Origin of the sequence: Azospirillum sp. B2RO_4 (genome assembly GCF_051124815.1) — a bacterium.
Taxonomy (GTDB): Bacteria; Pseudomonadota; Alphaproteobacteria; order Azospirillales; family Azospirillaceae; genus Azospirillum.
On sequence record NZ_CP118485.1, the window covers coordinates 1,619,967 to 1,637,612 of the forward strand.

Here is a 17,646-nt window from a genome sequence, read left to right on the forward strand (position 1 = left end):
TCCGGCCTTGTCGTCGGCCGCGCCCCTTTGCCACGTCGATACAAAGACTCGTTCCCCCACCCGCCGCACCGTCCGCTTCCGGTGCGCGCCGTCCTTCGGTAAGCTAGCGCCCGCAGAAGAAACAAGCAATTTGGGCAATCCCACGGCCAAGTCGGGGCCGGCCCGAATTTTTTCCGCGAGATTTCCCGTCCGCCGACCGTCCCGACCGGCCGCGCGGCGCCCGAACCATTGAAATCAGCCACCGGAGACCGTGCCATGGGCGACGTGGTCAACCTCAACCGTTTCCGCAAGACCCGCGACAAGGCCGAGCGCGCCAAGGAAGCCGAGGCGAATCGGGCCCGATTCGGCCGCACCAAGGCGGAGAAGGAGCGCGACCGCAAGGAGGCCGAGCGGCGAACTCAGACTTTGGATGGGCATAAGCTTGACGGCGAGGAGTGAGCGGACAGGACAAAAGCACGGAAAAGACCAAGCTTGCGAGTGGGAATAACCTCAGCGTTATTGTTACTATTGGATATACCGATAGTTCCCTATTGCGACTATCAGCGCGACTGTGTGAGAGTTCCCTCATGGGCGCCGGCGGGCGCTGTCCTTGGGTTCATGGGGAGGGCCGTCATCATGGTCGACATGACGTCGTTTCGCGGACCGGCACACACGCCACAGACGCATACCCCGGCCTGGCTTCCGCCGATCCGGTCGGTCGAGATGGACCGTCCGTGGGTCTGGCTGGCGTCGGCCTGGCAGGACATGATGGCGGCGCCCGGCATCAGCTTCGCCTATGGCGCGCTGGCGGTGATCTCCAGCTTCGTCCTCGTGGTCGGGCTGGCGATGCTGGACATGGAGTATCTGCTGCTGCCGATGGCGGCGGGCTTCATGCTGGTAGGGCCGCTGTTCGCGGTCGGGTTGTACGAGACCAGCCGGCTGCTGGAGCTGGGGGAACGTCCGACCTTCGGCAAGGTGGTGGCCGCCTATCGCCGCAACGGTGTGCAGATCGCCGGGATCGGCATGGTCCTGATGCTGGCGATGCTGGCCTGGATCCGCATCGCCTTCCTGATCTTCGCCCTGTTCTTCTCCGGGGAGCCGCCGGCGCTGGACCAGTTGGTCGACCGCATCTTCTTCTCGGCGGAGACCATTCCGTTTCTGCTGACCGGGACGGTGTTCGGCGGGATCATCGCCACCGCGGTGTTCTCCATCGCCGTGGTGTCGGTGCCGATGCTGCTGGACCGCGAGACCGACGTCTTCACCGCGATGGCGACCAGCATTGCCGTGGTGCGCGCCAACATCAAGCCGATGATCGCCTGGGGCTTCCTCATCGCCCTGTTCATGAGCGCCGGGATGGTCACCGCCTTCATCGGGCTGGCGATCGCGCTGCCGGTGGTCGGGCACGCCTCATGGCACTGCTACCGCGATCTGGTCGGCATTGGGCGTTAAAGGGCGGGCGGTAAGCGGCCGATAACCGGAACAACAAGCCCTCTCCCCGGCGGGAGAGGGCCTTTTTTTTCATCCCTTCCTGAAGAAGGCCTCGGCCGCCGATTTCTGTGCCTGCTTGGCGGCGATGGCGGAGCGGGCGCGGTCGATCTCCGCCTCCAGCGTGGCGATGTAGGCCTCGATCTCGGCCACGCCCATCACGGTCAGGTCCTTGGGCGCCGGCTTGGCCTTGCGCGGTTCCAGATCCTCGAAACGGTCGTCGATGGCCATGCTGTGGGTCCCTCCCCTGCCGCTTGGTTCGCCTTCGCCTTGTCAGGCCGCTCCGCCAAATCTACCTTTCGCACCGGACAATGCCAACGTGCCGCTGCCGTCAGGCGCCGGAACGGACAGACAAAAATGGAAGGGACGACCACCATGGGCTTGAACCTGCCCGACAGCATGCGCTGCGTCGAGATCACCCAGCCCGGAGGGCCGGAGGTGCTGCGCCCGACGCGCCGCCCGGCGCCGGTGCCCGGTCCCGGCGAAATCCTGGTGGAGGTCGCCGCCGCCGGGGTGAACCGCCCCGACACGCTGCAGCGCCAGGGTCGCTACGACCCGCCGCCGGGCGCGTCCGACCTGCCTGGGCTGGAGTTGTCCGGCACGGTGATCGCCATCGGCGAAGGCGTCGAGACCTGGGCCAGCGGCGACAAGGTCTGCGCGCTGGTTGCCGGCGGCGGCTATGCCGAATACTGCGTGGTGCCGGCGGTGCAGGCCCTGCCCGTCCCCGCCCCGCTGTCGATGGTCGAGGCGGCGGCGGTGCCCGAGACTTTCTTCACCGTCTGGACCAACGTGTTCGAGCGCGGCGCCCTGAAGCGCGGCGAGACGCTGCTGATCCATGGCGGGTCGAGCGGCATCGGCACCACCGCGATCCAGCTGGCCAAGGCCTTCGGCGCCACCGTGTTCACCACCGCCGGCAGCGACGACAAGTGCCGCGCCTGCGAGGAGCTCGGCGCCGACCGCGCCATCAACTACAAGACCGAGGATTTCGTCGCGGTGATCCGCGAGGCGACCGGCGGGCGCGGCGTGGACGTCGTTCTGGACATGGTCGGCGGCGATTACATCGCCCGCGACATCGAGATCATGGCGGTGGACGGCCGCCACGTCTCCATCGCCTTCCTGCAGGGATCGAAGGTGTCTCTGAACATGGCGCCGGTGATGACCAAGCGGCTGACCCTGACCGGATCCACGTTGCGTGCCCGCCCGGTGGCGGAGAAGGGCCGCATCGCCGCGGCGCTGCGCGAGCATGTGTGGCCGCTGCTGGAGTCCGGCGGCATCAAGCCGCAGATTCACACCACCTTCCCGCTGGAACAGGTCGACGAGGCGCACCGGCTGATGGAAAGCAGCGCGCATATCGGCAAGATCGTGCTGACGGTGGGGCCGGAGTCCGCTTGATTTTGCGCTTTTCTTCACCGTGTGGGCGCCGTCGGGCTTGCCATCTGCTGCCAAGACAGGTTAGCAGAGGCGAGCGGGCGGCCGGGATTTCCCGGTGCGCCTGCGCAAGCATGCTTACGCGGACCGGTAATCGCCCTATATCGTGGTGACGAGAATGGGGCGGCCGCCACGGGGGTAACCCCGGGGCCGCGAAGCCGCCCCCGCGCCGCATAACCAGTTCGAACGGCCGGCCGCACCACCCGCCAGCGGGTGCGGCCGGTGAAGAGTTTGTCAGGAGGGATGATGGCACTGCCCTTGATGCCGAAAGCGACAGCCGTCTGGCTGGTCGAGAACACGTCCTTGTCCTTCGAGCAGATCGCCGCCTTCTGCGGCATGCATTCGCTGGAAGTCCAGGCCATCGCCGACGGCGAGGTCGCGGTCGGCATGGTGGGGCTGGACCCCATCGCCAACGGCCAGCTGACCAAGCAGGAAATCGAACGCTGCGAGAAGAACCAGGATCTGCGCCTGAAGCTTCTGGTCGCCGACCTTCCGCAGGTCGCCTCCCGGTCCAAGGGTCCGCGCTACACGCCGATCACCAAGCGCGGCGACAAGCCCGACGCCATCGCCTGGCTGCTGAAGCACCACCCGGAGCTGTCGGACGCCCAGATCTGCCGCCTGATCGGCACCACCAAGCCGACCATCGCCGCGGTGCGCGACCGCACCCACTGGAACGTCGCCAACATCAAGCCGCGCGGTCCGGTGATGCTGGGCCTCTGCTCTCAGCGTGAGCTGGAAGAGGCGCTGGCGCTCGCCATCCGCCGCGGCGGCGTGCCCCGTCCGCCGGAGGAGGCTGCCGAGGACTTCTATGGCGAGAACCGCGACGACGACAGCTATTCCGAACAGGAAGACGCTCGCTGAGGTCGCATGTCCGGTCAGAGCTTCGACGGCGGGCATGGAATGCCCCCCACCGCCTTTGACCGGAAAAGGGGATCTTCATCGGCCGTCATCCCCGCGAAGGCGGGGATCCAGAGTTTCCGGTGCAAGTTCTGGTGAAGTCTGGATTCCCGCCTTCGCGGGAATGACGGCCGAGAGAAGCTTCTTCGCTGGATGTGCCTGTAGTCCCAGGATGCCAGACCCCATGACCGATTCCGCCACCCCTCGGCCCCGACTCGTCGTCGGCATCAGCGGCGCGTCGGGGGTGATCTATGGCATCCGCATGCTGCAGACGCTGCGGCGGATCGGCGTCGAATCGCATCTGGTCGTCAGCCGCTCCGCCGAGGTCACGCTGGCGCACGAAACCGCCATGAAAGTGGCGGAGCTGAGGGCGCTGGCCGATGTGAGCTATGCCGCCGCCGACATCGGCGCGGCGGTGTCCAGCGGCAGCTTCCGCACCCTGGGCATGGTGGTCGCCCCCTGTTCCGTCCGCACGATGAGCGAGATCGCCAGCGGCGTCACCTCCACCCTGCTGACGCGGGCGGCCGACGTGGCGCTGAAGGAGCGGCGGCGGCTGGTGCTGATGGTGCGGGAGACGCCGCTGCATCTGGGCCACCTGCGTACCATGACCGCGCTGGCCGAAATGGGTGCGGTGATCGCGCCGCCGGTCCCCGCCTTCTACGCCAAGCCGCAGAGCATCGACGATCTGGTCGACCATTCGGTCGGGCGGGTGCTGGACCTGTTCGGACTGGACGCCGGCAACCTGCGGCGGTGGGGCGAACGACCGGAAGAGGCCTGACCGACCATCGCCGCGGATGGCTTGTTGCGGCACTGCGCAACTGGCGGCTTGGTGCGCGGACGCAATGCCGTTATACCGCTGTCGATGAATTATGACGCGGAGCCGGCAACGCCGCCGGCCGGCAGCAACGGGAACAGGCCGACCATGCCCTTCAGCAGCAAACCGAGCGAGCCCATCCGCCAGCTTCTGGCCGGCATCAAGTCCTTCCGCGCCCGTTACTACGAGCGGCGTCCCGACAGCATGCGGCAATTGGTGACCGAAGGGCAGCACCCGGAGGTGCTGGTGATCGGCTGTTCCGACAGCCGTGTCGACCCTGCCCTGCTGACCACCGCGGAGCCGGGCGAGCTGTTCGTCGTGCGCAACGTCGCCAACCTCGTCCCGCCCTACCAGCCCGACGGCGCCTATCACGGCACCTCGGCCGCCATCGAGTATGCGGTCAAGTCGCTGAAGGTTTCGGAGATCATCGTGCTGGGCCATGCCCAGTGCGGCGGCATCCAGGGCCTGATCCGGCTGCGCGCCGGCCAGAAGTCGGACGACGATTTCGTCTCCCCCTGGGTGTCCATCGCCGGTTCGGCGCTCGACCCCTATGTCGGGCCGGAGGGCTCCGAACAGGCGCGGGCCGATGCGGAAAAGCTGCAGAGCACCCCGGCGGTGATCGAGCGGGCGGCGGTCCGCGCGTCGGTCGACAATCTGATGACCTTCCCCTTCGTGCGCGACGGGGTGGAAGCCGGCACGCTGAACATCCATGGCTGGTGGTTCGACATCCAGACGGGCGAAATGTGGGCGATCAATCCCACCACCCGCCTGTTCCAGCCGTTCGAGTAAAGATCGGCCGAAGCACAGGCTCGGGAATTTCCCGGCGCCCTGCCCTGTTGAAGGCGAAGGAATGTTTTTTCTTCGCCAACACCAACCGGGAAGGGAATGCCATGAAGACCGCGCTTCGGGTTCTTATCGTCGCCGCCGTGCCGCTGGCGCTGGCCGCCTGCAATCAGACCAGCAGCAGCGGCAGTGGCGGCGGGCTGTTCGGCGGCAGCGGCGGCGGGCTGTTCGGGTCGGGAAGTTCCGATGCGCCTTACGCCCGCAACGGCCGCTGCGAGGATCCGCGCTACAACACCTCCAACGGCGGCCGGGCCGAGGCCGGGACCGACGATTACGACTGCTCGCGCTACGGCGACGGGCTGAAGCGCTGAACCAGCGCCGCCAGTTCCGCAGCCATGCGCCCGGCGACCGACAACCAGTCGCCGGGCGCCGGTTGCCGGAACAGGCGGGCGGTCGGATACCAGGGGCTGTCGTCGCGGCCGGTCAGCCAGCGCCAGTCGGGCGAGAAGGGCAGCGCCAGCCACAGCGGCACGCCGAGCGCGCCTGCCAGATGGGCCGGCCCGGTGCAGGACGACACCACGAGGTCGAGGTTCGCCATGATCGCCGCCGTATCGGCGAAGTCGGCGATCTCCGGCCCGAGGTCGGTAAAGGCGTCCGGCAGGGCGGTATCGGCGAGGTCGGCACGCCCCGGCCCCATCTGCAGGCCATAGTATCGGCAGCCCGGCACGTCGAGCAGCCCACGCAGGCCGGCCAGCCTGGGTGAGCGGTCCTCGTCGCCGGGAAAGCGCGGGTTGCCGGCCCAGACGACGCCGACGCGGAGCGCGGTAGGGGCCCCGAGCCTCTCCCGCCAGCGGGCGACTCGCACGGGATCGGGGCGCAGGTAGGGAACGTCGGCCGGCACGCCGTCCAAGACGGTGCCGAAGGCACGCGGCAGACTCATCAGCGGGCATTCGAGGTCGAAGGGCGGCAAGGGGTCGCCGCGGGCAATGACCTGCGCCGCGCCCTCCACCCCGGACATCAGCGACAGCAGCGGGCGCTGCACCTCCAGCACCACCCGGCCGCCGCGGGCCGCCACCAGCGGGACATAGCGCAGGAACTGCAGCGTGTCCCCCAGCCCCTGTTCGGCATAGAGCAGGATGGTCCGGCCGCTCAACGGCTCGCCGCGCCATGTCGGCTGATTGAGGCGGCGCCAGGGCGGTTCGGCACGGTCGTCATGGCGGCGCCAGTCGAACTCCGGCCAGCCACGCCCGTAATCCCCGGCCATCAGACGGGCGAAGCCGAGATTCCAGTGCAGGCCGGCATCCTGCGGCCGGTCGGCCAGGGCGCGGTCGAAGTCGGCCGCCGCCTCCGCCGGTCGGGCCATGGCGATCAGGGCGGTGCCGCGCGCCGCATAGAGCGACGAATTCGGCGAGAGACCGGGCCGCAACCGCTCGGCCGCCGCAAAAGCCTCCAGCGACTCCGGGAAGCGGCCGAGCTTGGCCAGAACGGCGCCCAGCACCTCCCATGCCTCGCCGGCATTCCCGTCGAGCGCCAGCGAATCGCGGGCGGCGGTCTCCGCTTCCTTCCAGCGGCGTTGCGGTGCCAGCGCGGCGGCCAGCGTCGCGTGGGCGACGGCGGAGCGGGCGTTCAGGCGAAGCGAGCGGCGGGCACAGAGTTCGGCCGATGCTGCATCGCCGGACGACAGCAGGGCGGCGGCCCGGTTCACCAGCGCGTCGGCATGACCGGGCGCGAGAGCGAGCGCCCTACCGGCGGCGAGCAGCGCCGCCTCCGTTCGCCCCAACCGACGCAAAGCGCCCGCATGGCTGGCGTGGGCGTCGGCAAGCCCCGGCATGAGACGCAGCGCCCGGCCATAGAGCCGTACCGCAGCATCGAGTGCGCCGGCCGACTGCTCCACCCCGGCGAGGTTGGACAGGCCGCCGGCCCCCTCGGGACGCAGCGCCACTGCGAGCCTCAGGATGCGGCCGGCCGCATTGAACCGGCCGGTCTGGGCGGCGAGCACGCCCAGCAGTTCCATGGCGTCGGCATGTTCCGGATCGGCATTGAGGATTCGACGATAGATGTCCTCCGCTTCCGCCACCCGGCCCGCCTGATGGTGGTCGAGGGCGATCAGCAGGGCCTGCGACAAAGTGACCATCGGGACTCTTGTGGGTTGGCGGGAATGCAGCCTCGGTCCAGATCATGCCCCGGCGCCCCCACCCCGGTCCAGCCGGGCACGGTCGGAATTCGTCGCAAACGGTCACAGGATCGGGATTTTCCCTGGATTGTCATGAGACTGACGCATCGCTATTGTCCGCGCCGCATTCCAAGGAGCGGATCATGACCTCCGGCCCAATCCGGGCATTTTGCCAATCCGGTCTCCGCCGGATCACTCTCGCCGCCGCCCTGTTGCTGGGATTGGGGGCTGCTGCCGCGCAGGCCAACGAAGGCGCCAAATCGAATGGCTGCCCCTGGGCGCAGGACGTGACGCTGGAGATCAACGGCAAGACCCTGACGCTGAAGCAGGACGTCTTCACCGCCACCAGCGCCGAGCCGATCGAGATCGAGTCCTTCAAGGTCGTGCCGCTGGTCGACCAGTTGAAGCTGCGCATCATCGGCCCCAAGGGACGCGAGTGGGAAGCGGCGCTGACCCGTCTGGTCAGCGGCAAGCGCTGCAGCGCCTTCTATGCGGGCAAGCCGGTGCTGGTGTCCAACGTCACCCGCAATCCGAACGAACTGATTCTGAACCGGTAGGGGGCCAATTCAGCCGCCCCACCAGTTCGTCCAGCGCCGGGTCGCCGCCGGGAACCAGCAGCGCCATGTTGGCGGCGGCCATTTCCACGCTGCCGCCCGGCTGCGTCAGGAATCCGCCGGCGGCGAACAGGAAGTCCTGCTGGACACGCTCGGCTTCCAGTTCCGCGGCCTTCATGCGGCGGTAGAGAGTGTCGTCCTCCAGCTTGGCGCGGCGGCGCAGGGCGCGCAGCGGGCGTACCATCTCGTCGCGCCAGCCGGACACCGCCCCGTCGATGCGGGCAAGATCGTCGGCGGACATGCGGACGCCGCACTCCAGCCCGACCCAGGCGGCGAACAGCAGAACATTGACGTCCACCCCGCGCCGGTCCTGCAGGGCCAGACAGCAGGCAGGCACCCCCGGCCGTCCGTAGACGGCCAGGGAGAAGTCCCAGAACGGATTCGCCGACATCGTGCCCGTCAGTCGCCGAAGCTGATGTTCAGGCCGCGGGCGGTCTTCACCAGCGCACCGTCCAGTTCGACGCAGGAGTAATGCTCGATCGCCTCGGTGATCGGCACGTCGATGACGCTTCGGTTGGACCAGGCGACCATGCGGTTGAACTTGCCCTCCGCGATCAGGTCGACGGCATGGACGCCGAAGGCCGACGCGATCAGACGGTCGCGCGGGCTGGGCATGCTGCCGCGCTGGACATGGCCCAGCACGGTGACGCGGGTCTCGGCCCCGGTGGCGTCGGCGATCTTCTCGCCGATATAGTCGCCGATGCCGCCATAGCGCTTCTCGCCGCCCTGCAGCACCTTCTTGACGCCGCTGCCCTCCAGGGTCTTCACCGCCTCCGACACCACGACCAGGGCGAAGTTGCGGCCGGTCTCGCGGACGTCCTTGATCTTGGCGGCGATGCTTTCGATGGAATAGGCGATTTCCGGGATCAGGATCACGTCGGCCCCGCCGGCGATGCCGGCCGCCAGCGCGATGTGGCCGGCGTCGCGGCCCATCACCTCCAGAACCATCACGCGGTGATGGCTGGCGGCAGTGGGTTGCAGGCGGTCCAGCGCCTCCACCGCCACGGCGACGGCGGTGTCGTATCCGACCGACACCTCGGTCTTGCCGAGGTCGTTGTCGATGGTCTTTGGCACGCCCACCATCGGGAAGCCGCCCTTCTGCGCCAGCTTGTGCAGGATGGCGAAGCTGCCGTCGCCGCCGATGCCGATCAGCGCATCCAGGCCGAGTTCGCGGTAGCCGCCGATGATCTCGTCGGAGCGGTCCTTCAGCGTGCCGTCGGGCATGGGATAGGCGAAGGGGTCGCCGCGGTTGGTCGTGCCCAGGATGGTGCCGCCCTGGCGCATCATGTGGCCGTCGACGCAGCCGAGGTCGAGCGTCTGGTACTGCACCGGGCGCTGAAGCAGGCCCTGGGTGCCTTCCTTGATGCCCAGCACCTGCCAGCCATAGCCGGTGGCGCGGTGAACCACCGCACGGATGACCGCGTTCAGCCCGGCGCAATCGCCGCCACTGGTCAGGATGCCGATACGTTTGCCGGCTTTAATTGGGGCAGTCATTGAGGGTTTCCCGTCCCGTTCGCCTGTTCATTGAAATGGACCACCATGTTACCGGAACAGGCGCTTCCCGCAATCATTGCCGGTATCCGCAAAGGAGGCATCGGGCCGATCTCCTCGCCGCGGTGATATCCCGGATGGCCAAAGGACCGAACCGGCGGTTTGCCGGTGCCGTGCCGCCGGATTTCTGGTATAGTCCGGCCCGCCCAGCCAACGGGTCACCCGCAAGAGCACCCCCGATCCACCCGGGGCAACGGCCATTCCTAACGGGCGCGATGAACGAGCAAGAGATTTTGAAGGAAAAGCTGGCGAGCTTGCGCAGCGAGCACCGCGACCTGGACGACGTCATCGCCCGGCTGGTGGAACGCGCGCCCTACGACCAGTTGCAGATGCAGCGGCTGAAGAAGCGAAAGCTGATGCTGAAGGACCAGATCATGGTCCTGGAAAGCCGGCTGCTGCCGGACATCATTGCCTAACCGGACGGGGCCTAACCGGACGGGCCTTTGGACGTCATCCCCGCGAAGGGGGGATCCAGGCTTCCGGATCAAGCACCTGAAAAGACTGGATTCCCGCCTTCGCGGGAATGACGGTTTCCTTGATAGGGAAGTTCCCCTCACCCCTTCTTGGGCACCGTGAAGAACTGGATGCCCATCTGGAAGCTGCGGGCGATGTTCTCGGCCTTGCCGATCAGGAAATTGGCGCCCTCGGCCGGCAGGACCTCGTGGGCGGTCTCGCGGAACAGGCCGAGCCACCGCTCGAAATGCGGCGGCTCCAGCCCAAGCGAGATGTGGACCGGCATCGGACGGCCGTCGTAACGCTGGGTCAGCAGGGCGATGGACGACCAGAAATCCATCATCTTGCGCAGATGCGGCTCCCAATCGGTGATGGCGCGGCCGAAGATCGGACCAAGCTCCTCGTCCTTCATGATCTTGCCGTAGAAGGTCCGCACCAGCGTCTCGATCGACGCCTCGTCGATGCCGACGGCGGCCATCCGCTCCTCCGCCATGGCGGCACGGATGTCGCGGTGCTCTTTGCGCTGGTCGTCGCTGGGAACGCTGTCGGTCATGCGATGGGTCCGGTTCCGGGAATGAGCAGGGTCTATCCAGTCCATATATGACGGCACCATAGGTGGAACCATGTTTCACCGGAAGGGCCGGAATGTCGCAGCCGCAGGCTGGGATTCGTCATGGCCGAAGGTGGCGGAGCGGCGCCGCCTCTGGACAGGCGCCCGACTCTTCCTATAATGCGCCGCTTTCCGGACCTTGAGGAAAGCGCCAGGCCGTGACCGCCGACCACTCCCCGAACAGCACCCCTTCGGCTGCCGGCGTCCAGCCGCTGGTCGGCATCATCATGGGCAGCCAGTCCGATTGGACGACGATGAAGCATGCCGCCGACACGCTGGCGGCGCTGGGCGTCCCGCACGAGGTCCGCATCGTTTCCGCCCACCGCACGCCGCACCGGCTGGTGGAATACGCCACCACCGCCAAGGCGCGCGGGCTGAAGGTGGTGATCGCCGGGGCCGGCGGGGCCGCCCATCTGCCGGGCATGGCCGCGTCGATGACGCCGCTGCCGGTGTTCGGCGTTCCGGTCGAAAGCCATGCGCTGAAGGGCATGGACAGCCTGCTGTCCATCGTGCAGATGCCGGGCGGCGTGCCCGTGGGCACGCTGGCCATCGGCAAGGCCGGCGCCATCAACGCCGCGCTGCTGGCCGGCTCGGTCATCGCGCTGATGGACCCGGCGGTGGCCGAGGCGCTGGACGGCTGGCGCGCCCGCCAGACCGCCGCGGTGGCCGAGGCCCCCGTAGACGATCCGACCTGACGCGATCCCGCCTGACAGACAGAAAGCCCGACGGCCATGACCGGCACTCCCCTGCCCCGCCTCGCCCCCGGTTCCACCATCGGCATGCTGGGTGCCGGACAGCTTGGCCGGATGACGGCGCTGGCCGCGGCACGGCTTGGCTACAAGACCCATGTCTACGCCCCCGATGCGGCCGACAGCCCGGCGGCGCAGGTCAGCGCCGCGGCGACGGTGGCGGACTGGGACGATCTGGAGGCGCTGGAGCGCTTCGCCCGCTCGGTCGATGTCGTGACGCTGGAGTGGGAGAATGTGCCGGTCGCCACGGCCGAGCATCTGCGCCGCTTCACCAATCTGAACCCCGGCCCGAACGTGCTGTCGGTGGCGCAGGACCGCATCGCGGAGAAGAGCTTCGTCAACGGGCTCGGCATCGCGACGGCACCCTGGCGGGCGGCCAACAGCGCCGAGGAGGTCGCCAGCGCGGTGGCGGAGATCGGTCCGCGCTGCGTGCTGAAATCGACGCGGCTCGGCTATGACGGCAAGGGACAGGCGCGTCTGGACAGCGGCAGCGATCCGGCGGCGGCCTGGGCCAGCATCGGCGGCGGCAAGCCGGGGGTGGAGGGCATCGTCGAGGGCTTCGTCACCTTCGCCTGCGAGGTGTCGGTGATCGTCGCACGCGGCGCCGACGGCGCGATGGTCGCCTATCCGGCGGTGGAGAACCGCCACAAGGACGGCATCCTCGACGTCACCATCGCCCCCGCCGCGGCGGACAAGGTATCGGATGAGACCGCGGCGGAGGCCGACCGTATCGCGCGCCGCATCGCCGAGGCGCTCGATCTGGTGGGCGTGCTGGCGGTGGAGATGTTCGTCACCGCCGACGGGGCCGTGCTGGTCAACGAAATGGCACCGCGCCCGCACAATTCCGGCCACTGGACCATGGACGCCTGCGCCACCTGCCAGTTCGAGCAGTTGGTGCGCGCGGTCTGCGGCCTGCCGCTGGGATCGGTGGAGCGGGTGGCCGATGCCGAGATGACCAACCTGATCGGCGACGACGTGCTGCGCTGGCCCGACCTGCTGGCCGAACCCGGCGCCCGGCTGCACCTGTACGGCAAGGCGGAAGCCCGGCCCGGCCGCAAGATGGGCCACGTCAACCGGCTGTTCCCGCGCCGCTGACGGTTCCTTTTGCTCAGAAACCTGAAGGCCCCGCCGACCGGAACGGTCGCGGGGCCATTTTCTTGCGGGGATTCAGGTCAGGTCGGAATTCGTTCTCGTCACGGCCGAACTGCAGCCACTGCACGCGCTGCGCCGGTGGATGGGCATCATCCGGTTCTCCGGCCGCGACGAGATGATTGGAGGATGCCGGGCGGACCGGCCGGGCACAATCGTGAGAAGGTTCAACCGCTGGGCGCAGGAGGCGTACTGCCGCGGCGGCACCCAGCCGGTGGCAGGGGAGCGAATCCGTGTGGCGGATTGTGCCATCGGCACTATGGCCGTCGGACAATCCGGCAAATCCGCACTCACCTGCAATTGCACGACCCACTCCGTGAACCAGACCGGGGTAATTGTCGGCCGTCATTCGGAATAAACCGCATTTTCGGCTATTTGGTTGCGTCGCTGACATTTACTTTCTCCCGGCGGTATTAAATCCCGTATTCCTTACCTTTCGAAGGAATATTCTGCCGCAACCTTAGCATCGGCGATCGACATGACCTGACTGTATTGACACCCCGATTAGGAGAGGCCTAATGCGTTTCCCAGTTCTGGACGGCTGGCGCGGCTTATGCGCCTTATTCGTGGCTTTATTCCACTTCAGCGCATTAGGAAATTTTTATATCAATCCCTTTGTTCGAGGCAGTTATCTGTTTGTCGATTTTTTCTTCGTTCTCAGTGGCTTCGTCATTACCCACGCCTATCTCGGGCGCCTGAACTCGGCTCCTGATGCCGGGATTTTCCTGGTCCGGCGGCTGGGCCGTGTCTGGCCCCTGCATGCGGCCACCCTGGTCGCCTTCATTCCGCTGGAAATCGTCAAGGCGCTGGCGATCCACGGCGAAGCCGCGGCCTTCACCGGCCGTTTCGCACCGTCATCCATCCTCAGCAACCTCTTCCTGCTCCATTCATTGGGCATTGAGAGCGAGCTGACCTGGAACATGCCGAGCTGGTCGATCAGCGCGGAGGTCTTCGCCTACATCACCTTCGCCCTGGTCTGTCTTTTTGCCCGCCGCACATGGCTGGTGACAGGTGCGGCCGTGGCGCTGTCGGCCACCGGCGCCTTCGTGGTCATGGGATGGTCGGACCATTACATCGACACCAGTTTCGACCTCGGCTATCTCCGCTGCCTGTACGGATTCTTCGCCGGACACGTCGTCTATCGGCTGTTCATGGCCGCCCGCGACGCCGGGCTGGCAAGGCTGCCGATGGCGGGGCTAGTCGAGGCGGCCTGCCTGACCGCGGTGATCGTGTTCGTGGCGGCGGCGCGTGGCAACGCCCTGTCCTTCGCTTCGCCGCTGCTGTTCGGTCTGGTGGTCTGGGTGTTCGCCTTCGAGGGGGGAGTCCTCTCGCATCTGCTGGCGAAGGGGCCGTTCCAATGGCTGGGCGCCCGCTCCTACTCCATCTACATGGTGCATGCTCTGGTCATCGCCCTGTATCAGAAGATCGCGGCCGTGATGCAGAAGCTGCTGGGCCAGCCGTTGTTTGTCGAGACGGCGGTCGGCGGCGAAGAGACCAGGCTGATCTTCTTCGGCGGCGCCTGGGTGATGGATGGGCTTGCGCTCTCCTATCTGGCGACGGTGGTTGCAATATCCGCGCTGACCTACCGCTTCGTCGAAATGCCCGGTCAGACGAGCTTCAACGCCGTGCTTCTGGGCCGGCGCAAACCCACTGTCCAGCCGGCAACCGTGGAAGTCACCTGATCCGGTGCACCGGGTGCGGGACTCCCGGCAGCCCCTCTACACGCCGCTCGCGGGGGGTGCCGAGTCCCGACCGGTGCATTCGACATCGTTCATTGCGGTCCCGGAATGATCGCATCAAGTTTTCGGTAACGATAATTTCCGCAAAGACAGTCGGAAGGCAAGGTGCCGCAGGATTGTTGGCATTTGCCGAATAGATGTCACAAATTGTCGCGTTTTGTTAGGCCGAAGGTCGTCGGCAACGGAGTCTCTTCTAACCTATGGCGATATTGGTTACTCTCGGTCACATTCATACTGAAACTCTCTAAACTTTGATGCAATTTGTAACCTCATGACCATGCCCTTGGCGCAGGACAGTGCGGGACGCCCCGCCCCGGTGATGGCTCCGATCGTCGGGCCGGTCGTGACGCCGGCTGCCGGTTCGGCGGCGCCGCGCCGTCCGTCGTCAGGCCGCGACCGCGACCGCTTCGTCGGTTTTGCCTTCGCCGCCGCCGATCTGCTGATCGAGACGGACGCGCAGGGCAACATCCTGTTTTCCGCCGGGGCGCGCTGCCGCCTGACCAAGGGCGAGGTCGGCGGGCTGGTCGGCACCAACCTGATGGAGGTGGTGGCCCCCGGCGACCGCAAATACGTCCATGTCCTGTTCGACCGCATCCGGGAAAAGGCGCGGATCAAGCCGTCGCGCGTGCTGTTCCAAGCCTTCGACGGGCAGCAGTTCCCGGCTCTGCTGGGCGGGTGCCGGCTCGATTCCTGTCCGGGGTCGCTGTTCCTGACCGTGCTGCTGACCGCACCGCCGCGCCAAGGCGCCACCGCCGCGGCGCAGGGCGAGTTGCTGGACCAGACCGGCTTCGCCGGCATTCTGGAGGAGCGGATCCTCGCCGCCCGCGAGAAGGGGCTCGACCAGGGGTTGACCCTGCTGCTGGTCGAAGGGCTGCAGACGATGGTGGAGGCGATGCCGGAAGGGGCCGCGATGGAGGTGCGCGAGGGCATCGACGCCTATCTGCGCGGCATCTCCGCCGACGGCGACAGCGCGGGCCAATTGACCGGCGACCGCTATGGCATCGTCCATGCCGCGGACATCGACGGGAACGAGGTGCAGGGCCACATCGCCCAGATCATCGAGGCGGCGGGCGGCGCCCTGCCCGGCGGCATCCGGTCCTGGACGCTGGACATGGCCGACGACCGGCTGGATGCGGCCGATGCGGCCCGCGCGCTGGTCTATACGGTGCAGGCCTTCGCCTCGGCCCAAGGCGGGGAGTTCACCATCTCCAGCCTGGAGGATGGCGCCAACCGGCTGATGGCCGGCGCGGTGGAGCGGATCGGCCAGCTGCGCGCCACCATCGACAACCGCGACTTCATCGTCGTCTACCAGCCGATCGTCGACATCGGCACCGGCGCCGTCCACCATCTGGAGGCGCTGACCCGTGTCGACGGGATGAAGTCGCCGGCCGACTTCATCACCTTCGCCGAGGATGTCGGGCTGATCTACGACTTCGACCTTCTGCTGACCCGCACGGTGCTGGACACGCTGCAGGAGTTTCACAAGGAGCCCAAACTGCCGGACGTGGCGATCAACCTGTCGGCCAAGACGCTGATGAGCCCGATCTTCCTCAAGCAGTTCCAGTCGGTCGTCGCCCCCTATGGCGATCTGGCCGCGAAGCTGCTGATCGAGGTGACGGAAACCGTCGTCGTCACCGATATCGCCAAGCTGAACGAGGTGCTGCAGAAGCTGCGCGGTTGCGGGTTCCGCATCTGCCTGGACGATGTCGGCGCCGGTTCGACCAGCTTCCAGTCGCTGTACGGCATCCAGGCCGATTACGCCAAGATCGACGGCAGTTTCGTCCGCGGCGCCGTCGGCAATCCGCGCGACATGGCCATGCTGCGGTCGATGGTCGACGTCTGCCGCCAGCTGGGTCTGGACCTGATCGGCGAACAGGTGGAGGAGACGGTGCACGCCGACCTGCTGAGCGGGCTCGGTGTGTCGCTGGCCCAGGGCTTCCTGTTCAGCCGGCCGTCACGCGACTTCGCCTATTTCGCCAAGGACTGGTCGAAGGTGCGCAGCGGCGGCAAGGTGCTGCTGAAGGGGTGAGCCGGGACTGCCCCGGGCCCGCCGGATCAGGCGAGCGCCGCGGCTCCATTGAATTCATCGCCGCTGAAGGCACCCATCCCCTCGATGCTGTGGACCTGCTCCAGCCGGTGGCGGGCGGCGTCCAGCAATTGCCGGTTATGGGCCAGCGCATTTGCGCCCGCACAGCCGTCGCGCAGGTGCATGCGGCGCAGCAGCGCTTCGGCCTGATCCAGGGTTTCCATGATGCTCAGTGCGGTATCGGCGTCCATCGTCGCCCTCTTATCCTCTGCGTCGCGCGGGAAGTTCGTCGCGCCGTCTTCTGATGCACCGACCTTAGACGCCGCAACTCGCCATCAGGTAGAGGATATTTGGTCGCACGCGCGGAAAACACGGTGGCTTTTTAAATGTTATTTCATCTTGGTTGAATCGTTTCTCTCCAACCACTGGGTCTGCACGCGGATGACCTTCTCCGTGGCGGAAAATGCCTGACGGCGGGTAAGAACCAGAACGACGCCGCTGGAGGCCAGGATCAGCGGAATCGGACCGATGACCCAGACCAGCGCCGCCAGCGCGAAGTAATAGGCGCGGATTCCGCCGTTCAGCGCGGTGATTGCCAGGGTCAGCGCCTCGCCGATGGTCCGGGCGATTTCCTTGCGGTCGTCCGGCGGAACCGGCGGCATCGGCGCCGAGCCGATCAGGGCGCAGCAGTAATTGTACTGGCGCAGCGCCCAGGTGAACTTGAAGAAGCCGAAGGTGAAGATCACCACCATCAGCAGCATCTTGATCTCGAACAGCTGGGGCGAGGTCTGGACGGCAAAGGACAGGTCGGAGATGAACTGCTGCGCCCGCTCCGCCGCACCGAAGGACCCGATCAGACCGGCCAGCACCAGCATGTTGGTGGAGGCGAAGAAGGTGCAGCTGTGCATGGTGTGGCCGAACAGCTGCGAATCGAGGATGCGGTTGTCCCGCTCCAGCATCCGTTCGATCCAGTGGCGGCGCACGATCCGCAGATGCTGGTTCAGCACGTTGCGGCCGGTCAGCAGATGGTCCTGGGTGATGGTGAAGCCGACCCAGGAGCCGACGAACCAGACGAAGGCGACGATGTCGAGCGTGGTGAGGTCGGCGGGCAAGACGGCGGGTGGCATGGCGGCGAATCTCGGCGGCGGGGTCTCAGCGGGAGACGGACGGCCAGCAAGCGTGTACGCCGGCTGCCT

At 67.0% G+C, this 17,646-nt stretch carries 20 protein-coding genes; 13 read left to right on the plus strand and 7 right to left on the minus strand.

Going from position 1 to position 17,646, the window contains the following annotated elements:
- The first annotated feature begins 255 nt into the window (after nt 1-255).
- Nucleotides 256-438, plus strand: coding sequence for a DUF4169 family protein (locus PWS46_RS07665; RefSeq protein ID WP_434613303.1), 183 nt, complete (start codon nt 256-258; stop codon nt 436-438).
- 177 nt (nt 439-615) lie between these two features.
- A complete protein-coding gene (locus PWS46_RS07670; RefSeq protein WP_434613306.1) occupies nt 616-1,428 on the plus strand; it encodes a DUF2189 domain-containing protein in 813 nt (270 codons plus the stop codon).
- A gap of 69 nt (nt 1,429-1,497) precedes the next feature.
- On the opposite strand, the gene PWS46_RS07675 is transcribed toward PWS46_RS07670, so the two are convergent.
- Entirely contained in the window at nt 1,498-1,695 is a 198-nt protein-coding gene (locus PWS46_RS07675; protein ID WP_434613309.1) for a DUF1192 family protein, read from the minus strand.
- Nucleotides 1,696-1,839: 144 nt separating this feature from the next.
- Here PWS46_RS07675 and PWS46_RS07680 point away from each other — a divergent pair, with 144 nt between their 5' ends.
- The 5 genes from PWS46_RS07680 to PWS46_RS07700 all read left to right on the plus strand — a co-directional run bounded on the left by PWS46_RS07680 (nt 1,840) and on the right by PWS46_RS07700 (nt 5,757).
- Nucleotides 1,840-2,856 carry an NAD(P)H-quinone oxidoreductase gene (locus PWS46_RS07680; protein WP_434619938.1) on the plus strand — a complete coding sequence of 339 codons (1,017 nt, stop codon included), beginning with the start codon at nt 1,840-1,842 and terminating at the stop codon, nt 2,854-2,856.
- 282 nt (nt 2,857-3,138) lie between these two features.
- A complete protein-coding gene (locus PWS46_RS07685) occupies nt 3,139-3,753 on the plus strand; it encodes a DUF1013 domain-containing protein (RefSeq protein ID WP_434619942.1) in 615 nt (204 codons plus the stop codon).
- Between the two features lie 220 nt (nt 3,754-3,973).
- A complete protein-coding gene (locus tag PWS46_RS07690) occupies nt 3,974-4,567 on the plus strand; it encodes a UbiX family flavin prenyltransferase (protein WP_434613312.1) in 594 nt (197 codons plus the stop codon).
- Nucleotides 4,568-4,711: 144 nt separating this feature from the next.
- Nucleotides 4,712-5,392 (plus strand): carbonic anhydrase, encoded by a 681-nt coding sequence (locus PWS46_RS07695; protein WP_434613315.1) that lies wholly within the window; start codon nt 4,712-4,714, stop codon nt 5,390-5,392.
- 101 nt (nt 5,393-5,493) lie between these two features.
- Nucleotides 5,494-5,757 (plus strand): hypothetical protein, encoded by a 264-nt coding sequence (locus tag PWS46_RS07700; RefSeq protein ID WP_434613317.1) that lies wholly within the window; start codon nt 5,494-5,496, stop codon nt 5,755-5,757.
- Here the strand turns inward: PWS46_RS07700 and PWS46_RS07705 are convergent.
- On the minus strand, nt 5,733-7,520 hold the full coding sequence (locus PWS46_RS07705) for a tetratricopeptide repeat protein (RefSeq protein WP_434613320.1): 1,788 nt from the start codon (nt 7,518-7,520) through the stop codon (nt 5,733-5,735). The two genes, PWS46_RS07700 and PWS46_RS07705, sit on opposite strands and share 25 nt — an antisense overlap.
- 182 nt (nt 7,521-7,702) lie before the next feature.
- Here PWS46_RS07705 and PWS46_RS07710 point away from each other — a divergent pair, with 182 nt between their 5' ends.
- Nucleotides 7,703-8,116 (plus strand): hypothetical protein, encoded by a 414-nt coding sequence (locus tag PWS46_RS07710; RefSeq protein ID WP_434613323.1) that lies wholly within the window; start codon nt 7,703-7,705, stop codon nt 8,114-8,116.
- Here the strand turns inward: PWS46_RS07710 and PWS46_RS07715 are convergent.
- Together PWS46_RS07715 and PWS46_RS07720 are read right to left on the minus strand one after the other, a co-directional pair.
- The gene (locus tag PWS46_RS07715) at nt 8,079-8,564 is read right to left on the minus strand and encodes a TIGR02444 family protein (RefSeq protein ID WP_434613326.1); all 486 of its coding nucleotides are present in this window, start codon (nt 8,562-8,564) and stop codon (nt 8,079-8,081) included. The genes PWS46_RS07710 and PWS46_RS07715 overlap by 38 nt on opposite strands.
- Before the next feature lie 8 nt (nt 8,565-8,572).
- Entirely contained in the window at nt 8,573-9,667 is a 1,095-nt protein-coding gene (locus PWS46_RS07720) for an ATP-dependent 6-phosphofructokinase (protein ID WP_434613329.1), read from the minus strand.
- Between the two features lie 272 nt (nt 9,668-9,939).
- Here PWS46_RS07720 and PWS46_RS07725 point away from each other — a divergent pair, with 272 nt between their 5' ends.
- A complete protein-coding gene (locus tag PWS46_RS07725; RefSeq protein ID WP_085089646.1) occupies nt 9,940-10,140 on the plus strand; it encodes a YdcH family protein in 201 nt (66 codons plus the stop codon).
- Between the two features lie 137 nt (nt 10,141-10,277).
- Here PWS46_RS07725 and PWS46_RS07730 read toward each other — a convergent pair whose 3' ends face one another.
- Nucleotides 10,278-10,730, minus strand: a complete 453-nt coding sequence (locus PWS46_RS07730; RefSeq protein ID WP_085089647.1) for a group III truncated hemoglobin — start codon at nt 10,728-10,730, stop codon at nt 10,278-10,280.
- A gap of 215 nt (nt 10,731-10,945) precedes the next feature.
- On the opposite strand from PWS46_RS07730, the gene purE reads away from it, so the two are divergent.
- The 4 genes from purE to PWS46_RS07750 all read left to right on the plus strand — a co-directional run bounded on the left by purE (nt 10,946) and on the right by PWS46_RS07750 (nt 16,453).
- Nucleotides 10,946-11,482, plus strand: coding sequence for a 5-(carboxyamino)imidazole ribonucleotide mutase (gene purE, locus PWS46_RS07735; RefSeq protein WP_434613332.1), 537 nt, complete (start codon nt 10,946-10,948; stop codon nt 11,480-11,482).
- Nucleotides 11,483-11,518: 36 nt separating this feature from the next.
- Entirely contained in the window at nt 11,519-12,631 is a 1,113-nt protein-coding gene (locus tag PWS46_RS07740) for a 5-(carboxyamino)imidazole ribonucleotide synthase (protein ID WP_434613335.1), read from the plus strand.
- 572 nt (nt 12,632-13,203) lie between these two features.
- The gene (locus PWS46_RS07745; RefSeq protein WP_434613338.1) at nt 13,204-14,367 is read left to right on the plus strand and encodes an acyltransferase family protein; all 1,164 of its coding nucleotides are present in this window, start codon (nt 13,204-13,206) and stop codon (nt 14,365-14,367) included.
- Nucleotides 14,368-14,695: 328 nt separating this feature from the next.
- Nucleotides 14,696-16,453 carry an EAL domain-containing protein gene (locus tag PWS46_RS07750; RefSeq protein ID WP_434613341.1) on the plus strand — a complete coding sequence of 586 codons (1,758 nt, stop codon included), beginning with the start codon at nt 14,696-14,698 and terminating at the stop codon, nt 16,451-16,453.
- 26 nt (nt 16,454-16,479) lie between these two features.
- On the opposite strand, the gene PWS46_RS07755 is transcribed toward PWS46_RS07750, so the two are convergent.
- Nucleotides 16,480-16,701 (minus strand): hypothetical protein, encoded by a 222-nt coding sequence (locus PWS46_RS07755; protein ID WP_434613344.1) that lies wholly within the window; start codon nt 16,699-16,701, stop codon nt 16,480-16,482.
- Nucleotides 16,702-16,839: 138 nt separating this feature from the next.
- The gene (locus PWS46_RS07760) at nt 16,840-17,577 is read right to left on the minus strand and encodes a DUF599 domain-containing protein (protein WP_434613347.1); all 738 of its coding nucleotides are present in this window, start codon (nt 17,575-17,577) and stop codon (nt 16,840-16,842) included.
- Nucleotides 17,578-17,646 lie beyond the last annotated feature (69 nt).

Excerpts from the sequence above, each read along its gene's own strand:
- PWS46_RS07665 (WP_434613303.1), top strand. The coding sequence starts at position 256 with ATGGGCGACGTGGTCAACCTCAACCGTTTCCGCAAGACCCGCGACAAG.
- PWS46_RS07670 (WP_434613306.1), top strand. The coding sequence starts at position 616 with ATGGTCGACATGACGTCGTTTCGCGGACCGGCACACACGCCACAGACG.
- PWS46_RS07675 (WP_434613309.1), bottom strand. The coding sequence starts at position 1,695 with ATGGCCATCGACGACCGTTTCGAGGATCTGGAACCGCGCAAGGCCAAG.
- PWS46_RS07680 (WP_434619938.1), top strand. The coding sequence starts at position 1,840 with ATGGGCTTGAACCTGCCCGACAGCATGCGCTGCGTCGAGATCACCCAG.
- PWS46_RS07685 (WP_434619942.1), top strand. The coding sequence starts at position 3,139 with ATGGCACTGCCCTTGATGCCGAAAGCGACAGCCGTCTGGCTGGTCGAG.
- PWS46_RS07690 (WP_434613312.1), top strand. The coding sequence starts at position 3,974 with ATGACCGATTCCGCCACCCCTCGGCCCCGACTCGTCGTCGGCATCAGC.
- PWS46_RS07695 (WP_434613315.1), top strand. The coding sequence starts at position 4,712 with ATGCCCTTCAGCAGCAAACCGAGCGAGCCCATCCGCCAGCTTCTGGCC.
- PWS46_RS07700 (WP_434613317.1), top strand. The coding sequence starts at position 5,494 with ATGAAGACCGCGCTTCGGGTTCTTATCGTCGCCGCCGTGCCGCTGGCG.
- PWS46_RS07705 (WP_434613320.1), bottom strand. The coding sequence starts at position 7,520 with ATGGTCACTTTGTCGCAGGCCCTGCTGATCGCCCTCGACCACCATCAG.
- PWS46_RS07710 (WP_434613323.1), top strand. The coding sequence starts at position 7,703 with ATGACCTCCGGCCCAATCCGGGCATTTTGCCAATCCGGTCTCCGCCGG.
- PWS46_RS07715 (WP_434613326.1), bottom strand. The coding sequence starts at position 8,564 with ATGTCGGCGAATCCGTTCTGGGACTTCTCCCTGGCCGTCTACGGACGG.
- PWS46_RS07720 (WP_434613329.1), bottom strand. The coding sequence starts at position 9,667 with ATGACTGCCCCAATTAAAGCCGGCAAACGTATCGGCATCCTGACCAGT.
- PWS46_RS07725 (WP_085089646.1), top strand. The coding sequence starts at position 9,940 with ATGAACGAGCAAGAGATTTTGAAGGAAAAGCTGGCGAGCTTGCGCAGC.
- PWS46_RS07730 (WP_085089647.1), bottom strand. The coding sequence starts at position 10,730 with ATGACCGACAGCGTTCCCAGCGACGACCAGCGCAAAGAGCACCGCGAC.
- PWS46_RS07740 (WP_434613335.1), top strand. The coding sequence starts at position 11,519 with ATGACCGGCACTCCCCTGCCCCGCCTCGCCCCCGGTTCCACCATCGGC.
- PWS46_RS07745 (WP_434613338.1), top strand. The coding sequence starts at position 13,204 with ATGCGTTTCCCAGTTCTGGACGGCTGGCGCGGCTTATGCGCCTTATTC.
- PWS46_RS07750 (WP_434613341.1), top strand. The coding sequence starts at position 14,696 with ATGACCATGCCCTTGGCGCAGGACAGTGCGGGACGCCCCGCCCCGGTG.
- PWS46_RS07755 (WP_434613344.1), bottom strand. The coding sequence starts at position 16,701 with ATGGACGCCGATACCGCACTGAGCATCATGGAAACCCTGGATCAGGCC.
- PWS46_RS07760 (WP_434613347.1), bottom strand. The coding sequence starts at position 17,577 with ATGCCACCCGCCGTCTTGCCCGCCGACCTCACCACGCTCGACATCGTC.